This window comes from Mucilaginibacter sp., from assembly GCF_039925265.1.
Taxonomy (GTDB): Bacteria; Bacteroidota; Bacteroidia; order Sphingobacteriales; family Sphingobacteriaceae; genus Mucilaginibacter.
The window spans coordinates 22,960-34,416 of record NZ_JBDSZG010000045.1 but is presented as its reverse complement, the minus strand read 5'-3'; the positions used below and the strand labels follow the sequence as shown (position 1 = coordinate 34,416).

General features: G+C 43.5%; 10 protein-coding genes. 7 read left to right on the top strand and 3 right to left on the bottom strand.

Going from position 1 to position 11,457, the window contains the following annotated elements; translation table 11 throughout:
• Positions 1-299 precede the first annotated feature (299 nt).
• Positions 300-674: a hypothetical protein gene (locus ABIX36_RS20370; protein ID WP_348084013.1), complete on the bottom strand. Its 375-nt coding sequence runs from the start codon at positions 672-674 to the stop codon at positions 300-302.
• 271 nt (positions 675-945) lie between these two features.
• On the opposite strand from ABIX36_RS20370, the gene ABIX36_RS20365 reads away from it, so the two are divergent.
• The 7 genes from ABIX36_RS20365 to ABIX36_RS20335 are packed head-to-tail and all read left to right on the top strand — an operon-like array spanning position 946 to position 6,222.
• Positions 946-1,908: a hypothetical protein gene (locus ABIX36_RS20365; RefSeq protein ID WP_348084012.1), complete on the top strand. Its 963-nt coding sequence runs from the start codon at positions 946-948 to the stop codon at positions 1,906-1,908.
• Between the two features lie 4 nt (positions 1,909-1,912).
• Positions 1,913-2,401: a hypothetical protein gene (locus tag ABIX36_RS20360; RefSeq protein WP_348084011.1), complete on the top strand. Its 489-nt coding sequence runs from the start codon at positions 1,913-1,915 to the stop codon at positions 2,399-2,401.
• 5 nt (positions 2,402-2,406) lie between these two features.
• Entirely contained in the window at positions 2,407-2,997 is a 591-nt protein-coding gene (locus ABIX36_RS20355; protein WP_348084010.1) for a hypothetical protein, read from the top strand.
• On the top strand, positions 2,997-4,256 hold the full coding sequence (locus ABIX36_RS20350) for a hypothetical protein (RefSeq protein ID WP_348084009.1): 1,260 nt from the start codon (positions 2,997-2,999) through the stop codon (positions 4,254-4,256). The genes ABIX36_RS20355 and ABIX36_RS20350 overlap by 1 nt, the downstream gene beginning before the upstream one ends.
• Positions 4,238-4,603, top strand: a complete 366-nt coding sequence (locus ABIX36_RS20345; RefSeq protein WP_348084008.1) for a hypothetical protein — start codon at positions 4,238-4,240, stop codon at positions 4,601-4,603. Before ABIX36_RS20350 ends, ABIX36_RS20345 begins: the two co-directional genes overlap by 19 nt.
• Positions 4,596-5,084, top strand: a complete 489-nt coding sequence (locus ABIX36_RS20340; protein ID WP_348084007.1) for a hypothetical protein — start codon at positions 4,596-4,598, stop codon at positions 5,082-5,084. Before ABIX36_RS20345 ends, ABIX36_RS20340 begins: the two co-directional genes overlap by 8 nt.
• The gene (locus ABIX36_RS20335; protein WP_348084006.1) at positions 5,071-6,222 is read left to right on the top strand and encodes a type II secretion system F family protein; all 1,152 of its coding nucleotides are present in this window, start codon (positions 5,071-5,073) and stop codon (positions 6,220-6,222) included. The genes ABIX36_RS20340 and ABIX36_RS20335 overlap by 14 nt, the downstream gene beginning before the upstream one ends.
• A 1,035-nt stretch (positions 6,223-7,257) precedes the next feature.
• Here the strand turns inward: ABIX36_RS20335 and ABIX36_RS20330 are convergent.
• The gene (locus tag ABIX36_RS20330; protein ID WP_348084005.1) at positions 7,258-7,677 is read right to left on the bottom strand and encodes a hypothetical protein; all 420 of its coding nucleotides are present in this window, start codon (positions 7,675-7,677) and stop codon (positions 7,258-7,260) included.
• The gene (locus tag ABIX36_RS20325; RefSeq protein ID WP_348084004.1) at positions 7,678-11,442 is read right to left on the bottom strand and encodes a DUF6443 domain-containing protein; all 3,765 of its coding nucleotides are present in this window, start codon (positions 11,440-11,442) and stop codon (positions 7,678-7,680) included. It abuts the gene before it with no gap.
• Positions 11,443-11,457 lie beyond the last annotated feature (15 nt).

The following is an 11,457-nucleotide window of genomic DNA, read 5'->3' as shown; positions in this document are numbered from 1 at the left end:
TGCTTCTACAGCATTTGCTACACGTCGAGGGTGGTCAGTTTGTCCCGGAATCCCCTGGTCAGTTTGCCCCGGAATTGGTGGTCAGCTTGCCCCGGAATCAGGTGGTCTGGTTCATCAGAATCTCCAGAATGAGACTATCCAAGCTTTTGTTAAGTAGACTGACACATTTGATGAATAATTAAAAATCATTTAAAGCCATTGTTTAAAACCACAAATGCAGCGTCAACAATGGCTTGCTCTTATTTGACTATTTCAAATAAGACAAAATTTACATGTCCGCCAAACTGGGCTCGAACCATTTAAGTAAAACCAGCTACTACCTTTAATTCATTTATAAATTGGTTCGAAAAACGTCCAAAAGGGGTCGCATATAGACGTGAACCCTGTTGGACGTTTTTCGAACCATTTTCTGGGAAATTTGAAAGAAATAACGAGTTTATTGTAAAGGTTCGAGCCCATGTTTGGGGAGCCAGAATGGGCAAGCACGAAAAATCGGTCGCTTGCCCTTCTTTTTTACCCGATATTTTGCTGTTAATCAAGTAGATACAAGAATATAATTCACTTGTAAAAGCGGTTCGATGTTGCAATTCCTCGAAAGTGAATTTTTGGGGGTACATCGAACCAATTAATTCCCGCTCCTCAGAACTTATTGATTTTGAATAGATTATGTCCATCTGTGTCAATTTTGTAATTGCTTTCCTAAGTATCGGTTCTATGTTTTCAACTTTAGAATTAACTGCTGCCGCTTACCGGGCCCGGGTGTCCCTGCAAGCGTTTTGGTCCGACCAAAACATGGCTTGCTTTGAGCTAATTGGGTTGCCATAACCATGGTTGTCTACAAAATACATCAAATATAAACTTATGGAGGAAGACTCTATGATAAGCATACTATTTTATTCTCCTAAAATGTTACGATTTCACTGAATAATCTTAATTTAGTAGATAATGAAATCTAAACCATTATCTAATATTCGATGGGGACTTTTATGCTTTATAGCCATAATTATTTGCTCCTGCAAAGAGTTTATAGAGCCATCCCTGTCAAAAAGACAAATTAACTTACAAGTTCCAACAGACCTATATCAAAGTACTAAATACAACATCAACTTTTGGTGGGATGAGATGGATGATGCTTTAGGATACCGGCTCCAGGTAGTGACTCCAAACTTCGGCTCGCCCGGAAGTTTGATTGCAGATACTTTAGTTGCTGGCAACAAATTTTCATTGAACCTTGATCCAGGGGAATACCAATGGCGGGTTAGGGCGGAAAACGGAAGTTCCCAAAGCGGTTACAGCTTGCCGCGCAGTTTTATAGTTTTGCAATCTACCATCAAGACCCAGGCAGTACAGCTGACTTCACCCGGAAATAATGCCGTAACCAATCAGGGCGCAAACGTCTTCCAATGGGGCAGTTTATTCGGTGCTACGAAATACCAATTTGAGATCGATACCAATAATTTTATTAACGAAAATGCTTTGGTTTATAACCAAACGGTACCCGGCCAGCAAATTAGTTTCACGCTGCCAAAAGATCAAACTTATCAATGGCGGGTCCGCGCGCAAAATGATACGGCAGATGCCAGATGGTCGGGCATCTATCAAATCACATTGGATCGAACACCACCTGGAAAAGTGAGCCTCACTTCTCCTACTAACGGTCAAACAGTAGTTACGCCGGTACCGCTCCAATGGCAGGCGGCAAGTACAGCGGTTAAATACAAACTCTACGTACTTAAAAGTGACTCGACATCGGTTTACAATCAAAACTTCCCGGTGATATTGAATACCAATTCCTACTCCTTTAACCTGGGACTTCCGGGTGATAAAGTTTACTGGAAAGTGTCTGCTATCGACCAGGCCGGCAATGAAGGAGAAGCCAGCGTTATGAGAAGCTTCGTTTTACAGTAGGACTATGAAAAACAAAAAGTTGACGTATGTTTTGATTGTAGCTGTGGCAGCGGTTTGGGGGCTTATCTTGTACCGTGTTTTTGATGCGGCATCGGGAGATGATGAAATGGTTGCTCCTACACAACAAGTGACAAAAAAAGAAGCCTACAACGATTATCAAATCAAACCAGATACCTCGCACCTATTACTGAACTACCGGGATCCCTTCGGCCTGGTAAAATTTCGAGATACGGTTAATGCTAAAATTACCCCATCTAAACTTAGCCGTGCGATAACCCTTCCCAAACCCGAAATTAATTGGGGCTTTGTAAAATATGCCGGGTTCATTGCCAATCCGGGATCAAAAAAGATGATCGCCATTTTAACGATCAACGGAAAAAGCGTGATGTTGGCAGAGGGTGAAAGTGCAGACGAAGTGAAGCTGCTTAAAAACCTGCGCGATTCGGTAAAGATACTTTACAGGAATAAATCAAAATTTATTACCCGAAGCTAAACAAAATGAATAAAATATTACTCGCTTTTTGTTTTATAACCAACATAGCGTTTGCCCAGAAGATGCCGGATTACGGAATTAATAGAGTGCATATCTATCTCGAAGATAAAACCCTGTTGTTCGAAACTATACCCGTAACCAGCCAGCCGGATGTTTCGCCGGATAAGACGTACTATTGGTACGGCGCTAACACCGTTCATCAAACCCAGGGCGGCTTTAGCGGAAAACTGTTGAACGGCAGCTACAAAGAATTTTACCTGGATAAAAACTTGAAAGAAGAAGGGCGATTCAAAGCCGGCCTTAAAGACGGCGTATGGAAGAGCTGGGCCACAGGCGGCAGGTTAGTGAGCAGCATTACCTGGCATAATGGCGTAAAAGCCGGCAAATACGCATTGTACAACGATTCCAGCCTGGTAAGCCAGTCGGGGCATTATCGTAATGATTTATTGAACGGGCCTATTAAGTTTTATGTGAACAAAGATTCAGTCCACATCGTGAAATATAAAGATGGGCATATAAACCCTGACACCCGACCATTTTTAAAAAGGATCAACATTTTCAAAAAGAAAAACAAAGAGGCTGCAACCAAACCATAATGATCAAAGCATCGGCCCTGTATATCGTGATCATTATTGCGCTGGTGATAGCCGTGCTTTGTTCTGCACTTGTGGCCACCGCTTATTTTTACAGGGAGGAATACCAAAAGAAATTCAGGTACGACAGGCTTCAAAACAACCTTACCTCCGGCATCAATTATCTCTTAGCCGGATCAGAAGGTTCTACCCAAAACAAGACATTCAGTTTGTTTAACAACCCCGAAGATTCTGTAACGATCACCCGGCGACAATGGGGCGTTTACGAAATGGCAACCTGCCAGGCTTTTATCCAGCACGACACTTTATTTAAAACCTTTTCGATTGCCAACAGCATCGATTCCGCTAAATGGGCGGCGCTTTATCTGATCGATGAAGACCGACCGCTTTCTGTTAGCGGTAAAACATCCATATCCGGAAATGTTTACATTCCTAAAGCCGGCATACGTACTGCCTATGTGGATAATAAAGCCTACGAGGGTGACAAAGATTTTGTAAAAGGCCATCAGTATAACAGCGAAAAAAGCCTGCCACCTTTAAACCCGTCACAGATAGATGAACTGCTTTCGCACTTTACCGATTCAACCGGCAGAGCAACTGCTTTTAGGGGGGATTCGGTTTACAATTCATTTTTAAACCCAACGAGAGTTATCAATCTGCCCAAGAAAGCTGCGGCTATTGCTGATATCAAAATCAATGGGAACATTATCCTCTACGCTGACACTACCTTAACCATTGACAGTACAGCTACACTAAACAACACCATGGTATTCGCCAGGGCTATTGTTATCAAAAGCGGTTTTAAAGGCAATTGTCAGCTTTTCGCAACCGACTCTATCCGTATCGAACCACGTTGCCATCTGGAATATCCGTCGGCTATCGGCATCATTCGCACCAAAAATGAAAAAGTGGCTACCCCGCCCAAACTATTTGTTGGCAACGCTTCACAAATAAGCGGTGTGATCTTTAGCTACGATAAAGAAAAGAGCGAGGTACCCATCATCATTAGCCTCGATAAAAACGTAATTGTGTATGGCCAGGTATATTCCCAGGGCACACTATCCCTAAAAGATGGGGTTAAAATTTATGGAAGTGTTTCAGCCAATCGCTTTTTATACCAAAATAGTTATTCTGCTTACGAAAACTACTTGATCAACCTCGAGATCAACTCCCGCAAAGTTTCGCCTCATTACCTGAGCGGTTCATTATTCCCTGCTGCGTCTAAAACAAAAAAAGTATTGCAATGGATAGAAGGCAACTAAAACTAAGTAGCAAGCTGCCTGCATCCAGTATCCTGGAAGTTGTAATTGCCATGGTAATTATCGTCATCGTATTTGGTATAGCCATGATGATCTATACCAACGTGCTCCGATTTTCGCTCTCGGGTAAAAAAATAAAGGCAGAGGCTATTTTACAGGAGACATTGCTGGCTGCCAATCAATCCAAACAGTACGAAAACCGGTCTTTTGAGGTGGACGGTTTTAGTATTCAGCAAGAGGCCCTGCCTGTAAACGGAAGTGGCCGCTTAATGCAGTTTACTTTGGTGGCCTTAGACATTAACCGCGATACGGTAGCAAAAGTTCAGCAACTAATCATCGCCCATGACTAAGCATCAACTCAAAGCTTTTACCATTATGGAGGTAACCATTACCATGCTGCTGGCGGCCATTCTCATCGGCATCACGTACGCCACTTATAATATAATTAGCAAATCTTACATTTCTTTCAGCCGTAAAAACGATGACATGCAGGTATTTCTGCAACTGGACAAGCTCCTCAGAAAAGATTTTGCCCATTCCGGAATTATTCTGAAAACCGAAGAGGGATTATTCATGACCGATACCAACGGCACAATTAGCTATCAAATAACACCGGATTATACGCTACGGACGCAGATTAGAACCGACACTTTTAAAGTCAGCACACAGCAAATGACCGGTTCCTTTGAAGGGGCCGCAACTTCGACAGACAGCCTGGTTGATGATCTTTCAATCACCGTATTTTACCAGGGCGAAAAAATTCCGTATCATTACCATAAGCAATACAGCTCTGCCGACCTGGTAAAACGCAATACCGATGCCCTCAATTGACCTCCGCCAATACGACAAAAAGAAGGTTGCAAAGCCTGCTGCCCCCACTCTAAATGAAGGTGGGTTGTTGGCCATGCTGAATAAAGATATTTCATTTGGAAGCAAGGAACTTAAAGATAAAAAGAAGGAATATTTATACCTGGAACTGAGTTCGTTATTAATAGCGGGCATAAACTTTAAAGACGCTTTTGAGCTGATAACTGCCGACCAGCAGAACGAAAAAGACAAACAACTTTTTAAAACGATACAAGGTCTGGTGCTTAAAGGCACTGCTTTTTCACAGGCACTAAAAGAGACGGGGCGCTTTTCCTTATACGAAGTATACAGTTTGCAGATAGGCGAGGAAACCGGCAAAATGACCGAGGTGTTACAGGATCTGGCCAAATTCTACCAGAACAAGATCAAACAACGCCGCAAAATTGTTGGGGCACTTACCTACCCGGTAGTGGTACTTTCTACCTCTCTGGGTGCTGTATTTTTTATGCTGAAGTTTGTTGTGCCCATGTTTGGCGATGTGTTTAAACGCTTTGGCGGTAAGTTGCCCTGGATCACCGAAAAGATCATCGGCATTTCCCAAGCCATGGAAAACAACTTCTGGCGTTTTGCGATCGTAATTTGTTTAATAATAGCAGGTATCTTATATACCCGTAAGACCGAGCAATTCAGAAAAATCGCATCAAAAGTATTGATGCGTATCCCGGTTATTGGTAACCTTATCCAAAAAGTTTACCTGGCCAGGTTTTGTAATTCTATGCGGCTGCTCATCAATGCCAGGCTCCCCCTGCTTAGGGCTATCGCGCTGAGCAGACAAATGATCGGCTACTATCCTATCGAATCCTCGCTACAAAAGGTAGAAGATGATATCATGAACGGACGCTCTTTACATCAAAGCCTCCAGCAATTTGGCATTTACCCGGCCAAGATGATCCAATTGTTAAAGGTGGGTGAAGAAACTAACCAGCTCGACTACTTCTTCGCCAGGATCTCCGAGCAATACATCGAAGAAATAGAGTACAAAACGGCAACGCTCAGTAGTGTTATGGAACCTCTGATCATTATCTTTTTAGGGTTGATCGTTGGGCTTATTCTTATCTCTATGTATCTGCCGCTGTTCCAGATGAGTAATAGCTTTCAGTAAACAAATCAACAGCATTAAGCCTGCCCGAAACCAGGAATTGGGTTAACAAAGGTTAACACAAAACAGCGTTTATTTTTTTAAGTATTTGATAATCAATATGTTAATATTTTACAGGGTTAACATAAAAAGATACTATTTGCTCTTGCTGAACACACCTAAATGTTTCTGATTATTTACCGGTTAAAGCAGGCTTAGATGGTGCCACAATCTTTTTATCTAAACCGGTTACCGAGGGTACACCCTACGGCCCAGGAGTGCCCCACCTCTTTTGGCCCGCGCTGCACATTTACGCGAGGCGAAACTACACCGTCTTTACAGGTGTACAACATTTTGTTTTCTGTACAACCTGCACAATTTTAGCGCAAATTGTAAATTCACACAGTTTCGTACAATTCTGTACACCTGAAACGCGAATTCTGAAAATCCGAGGAAATCGGAGGAAATCTGCAAAAAATCTATCTTTTCTGTGTTTTATACAGGATATTCTGTGTTTTTCTAATTCTCGCCTTTTTTCCATCAACTCCACCCGGCAACGCACAGCTGTTTGTAAGATAATTAACCATTATCCCGGCACTTGTATCAGCACCCCATAGTAAAGGTTGCCCAAATGAGTGACACCCGCCAACGTGGACGCTGACAAACATTTACAGTCAGGCGGGGGACGCCTGACCGGGCGGGTAAAAACTTTTCGAAAAATCCTTAAGTTAACGGCTAGGGCGTCCACGCTGACAAATATTTACAGTTAGGCGTGGGAGGCCTGACCTGGCGGGGGGGGTAACAAAGGTTAACAAAAAACAATATTTAGTTTTATAACTATTTGATAACTAATATGTTAATATTTCACAAGGTTAACATAAAGGCACCTAAATGTTTGCGCTCATTTACCGGTTAAAGCAGGCTCCGTGGAAGCTACAATATTTATCAGTACAGGAGCATATACAAGCCGTGGGCAATAAGATTATTTACTCATACCCGCCAGCGTGGACGCTGCCAACTTTTAAAGTTAGGCGGGGATGCCTGACCGGGCGGGGCGGGTTAACCAGCTAAAAAATGTAGAACTTGGAAAAACCCTTGAAAGCCCATACCCTTTTCTAATGTCAGAAGATACGTTTTATTATCTGTAGTTTTTACTTTAATTAAAGTGAAAAGAGTTTTATCCATAATACCTTTTTTAGCCTCCTCATTTAATCCCATTCTAACTTCTTTTATAGCGGAATGAAAAATGTCGGATATGTGGCCGTTATCGGCAAAAATAATTCGTTCATTCGTTATCCCAACCCAGTTGTTACTATCGTTAAAATAAATTATTAAAAGCCGTTCCACATTTTCAAGATATTTGTTTATTTCTTGATATAAATGCTTGTTTTTTTCATTAACAACCTTTGTAAATAGCCCTTCCCCGCCTTTCCTTAAGAAAATTGATAATAATACTGATGATTTATCTTTTGTATTCATTTAAGGCACCAACATTTTTTGTAAAAAAATTCCACTTCCCGATTGTTCAAACGTATAACCGAATCGAGCAGCTACGGCTGGATTCAAAAAACCGCTATTAACAACCGAAGAACCATAGATAGAAATCTTGTTTGCCCCTGCATTTAATGCTTCAGACTCCATACTTCCTACTAATGACCTTAACCCAGAAAGACTTTTCATTGCTCGAGGTGTCGATAATTCAAATATATTTCTGTTGAAAACATTTCCAACCAACCCTTTCGTTCCATTTATCGTATAATTTCCAATGACTTCTGCTCCACCAACAGATTCTTTAAATAATGCTTGCTGAAAGGTTTCTTGAGCCATTGGAACTAAAGAGCTAGATGCTTCAGAGCCTACTTTTCCAAAAAGCTTTGATATTACTTTGGAAATAAACCCTTCGCCTGCCGCTGCTCCTGCACCAGGGGCAGCTATCATAGCAGTTGCAGTAGCAACACCTTCTGCCATTGCTAGGCCACGGGAATTATCACTTACACCTTTTTGAAAAGCACCCCAAGTTTGCTCAAACGGGGTTTGTTTGGCTTTATTCATTTGAATACTCCAATCGCTGCTGGAGTAGCCAAAATAATATTGATATCCTGTATTTGGATCCGATAGCGTTTGGCCGCTGGCATCAACAGCATTTGCTCCATATTTTGCTTGTGCATCCGCTGTACTATGTACACTTTCATCCCAAAATGGTGTATTATCACCAGCACCTGATAGCTGAACCCAATCGAACATCCCGTCCACATCAATATGGCTGATCGGATTGTTATGTCCGTAACTATAAGGACTCCATCTACGGTCTTTTTCTGCAAGTGGATCTATCGCTCCCCACCTCCCAATCACCGGATCATAGAACCGCGCGCCATAATCGTACTCGTTTAATTCTTCCTGTAGCTCCTTTTTATTGTAAAGATACTTATTTGCGGCATTTGCTAAGCGATGCTCGTTTAAACCGAAGGGATAATAATCGTCTTCTCCAACTTTGTTAGCCGTGCCGCTTTGGGTATCGAAAGTAACCCGGTTGTTCCCCAAATGGTCGGTAAGCGTGTATTCATAATTATAAACTGTGCCGCTTCGCATGGCCCGTCCCTCTTCTGTCTGGATAAAGTCAATGGTGCCATCCGTTTTATACTGAATGCCACTAATATATTCCGTTACCGAACCGCTGCTTACTTTCCTGAGTTTCTGACCGGTAGCATCATAGGTGTAGGTGAGATTTATAGCGGGTGTTGCAGGGCTTACTATAGCTGCGGCGGTTACCGTTTGCGGAAGGTTAAGCAAATTGTAGGTTAGCGAAGCGTTGTTACGGATGCCGTCCGTTGTGGCATTGCCATTGAGGTCGTATGCGTAGCTTCCTGATTTGTAACCCGTTAAGGTTGTTAACTGGTTGCCGGTATACTGGTAGGTTAAACTGCCATTATTGGCCCGGGTCAACGCGTTAATGTTTCCATTGAGGTCGTAGGTAATGCCCGTTTCGCTAAAAGTGGAACTGCTCAGGCCGGCGGTAAGCCTGTTAAGTTTATCATAGGTGTATTTTACCGTTTGCGTTCCGGGGGAGAGCGAATTATAAACCGCGTAAGCCTGCTCGGCTATATTGCCGTTATATTGGGCAGTAGCTCCATACACAGGGTTATTATAGTTTAGCTGTTCTGCGAACATCTGCGTGGCAGTTAGTGCGCTCGCCGGCTCGTTTATTTTACTCAGCCAGCCCCGCTCGTTATACCCGTAAACGATATCCTGTTTAAACGGCGAACCGGCAATGCTATGCAAATGCTTTGCCTTCAGCTGCCCTATTTCGTTATAATCGCTTTTTGACAGCTGCACTTCGGTCGCGCCCTCGGCCCCTGTCGCCTGGAACGAGTTGATCCTTCTGCCCATATGATCGTACTCATAACGGGTGGCAATGATCACCGGTGATGATTTATTTAGCCCTCCATTGATACTGATATAATGGCTGCGCGTTGTACCTTTTAGTTCGCTTGTAAAATCGTTATAGTCGCTGAAGATCTCGTCATAATTGTAGCCATTTACGCTTATGGTACCCCCTAAATAATGCTGTTTGTAGGTTCTGGTATTCCTGCCTTTCGCATCATAATAATTAACGCTCCATAGCATATTCGCTGTACCTAGTACATTGATCTTGGCGCCGGTAAGCAATCCTTTGGTTTGGTTGCTGCCCCCGGCAAAGGGATAGGGGTTACTGCCGTCGAAACGGTAGTCATCGTAATACATCACGCTGAGTGTTGCGCTTAATGCTGTTGTTGGAAAGCTGGTCATGGTGTAGCCGTTGTTGGCCGAACTGCCGGTAGCTGTTTCCCATAGCGTTGCAGCGTTTACCTGTGTTTGTATATCTCCGCTAAAATCCGACCCGGCAGCTGCACCATACTGAAATACACCGGTCATCACGACCCTGCCAAACGCATCGTATTTGGTTACCGTCCAATCCTGTGGGAATTTATTACGCTGCACGCCATCCTGGGTGGCAGCTACCTGATCCAGCTTGTTATAAACCATAAACTCCCAGTCCTTGCCCGGTAGTTTTTTCTTTACCAGCCGGTTCCGTTCATCGTACTGGTATTGGTAGCAGAGGTTACTCAACGTGGTTTGGTTGGAGGCGGTGGTAAGCCCTGCATCCGGATTGGCTTTGGGCGGAAGCACATACGCAAGGTTTCCCAGGTTATCGTAAACGTAATACGTGCTCAGCATTTCTACCTGGTTGAGAACGGCATTCAGGTTATAGGTCCGTTTCAATACTACATGTCCGTCTTTGTCCTTGTATTCTTCGGTAGTGGCCAGGCAGCCGTCGCCGGTTTGCCAGTTTTCGTCTTTAACAATATTGAGATACAATTCGTTGGAATTATACGTCGCAGGGTTAGTGCCAACAGCTAAATTACGGCTATAATTAGGATTTATGGTTATGGTATAAAGTACCACTTTCTGGCTCCCGGGGTTATCAACTATAGGGGTGCCGCTAAAAGGGCTTTGGTTGTTAGTACCATAAACCATTTGTATGGTATGCGTTCCTAATTGCCAGGGTCCACCCTGTGCCCCCTGTTCTACTACCCGGTTCAACGGAGACGCTTCAAATCCCGTTTGGGCAAACGGGTACGGATTGTTTACAATGCCATTACTTTGCTGGCTGCCCGGGGTGGCCGTGCTTAACGGGAAATAAAAGTTTGCCACGCCTGCTCCGGTGCTCAGTGCGTTGGCCCGGTAGGTGCCGGATACCGCCACGCCCTCGGCATAGGGCAGGTACTTGGTGGCTTCCCGCCCGTAGGCATCATAAACGACAGGTTGTATGATATCTTTTGTTCCGTCAAAATTGCCTCTTACCTGCACAGTTTGCAAAGGCCTGCCTAGTCCATCGAAATACTGAATGGTCTGCATCGCCTCGCAAGTGGTTAACCCGGTCGACAGGGGACTGATACCTGCCAATCTTGGCATGGTAGTACGGATATAATTCTGGTCTGCACTTGGGGTTGCGGCGAGCGGAACACATAAAATATTAGAGATGTAATACAAATAGGTATTTGTACTGGTGGCCGTTGCCTCATAGCCGGGCATAAGCGTTATGCTGGTTTCGTTATAGAAATTCCCTGCTACTGTTGCCGGTGTATTTAACTGTGCGGGGCTGGCAATATATTGCGCTTCTGCGGTAAAAGTAAATAGCAAAAGCAGGCAGGGCAAGGCTATTTGCCAGGCTTTATTTACCTTAAGAATATGTTTGAATAACATGCTGGGTTAGGTTTT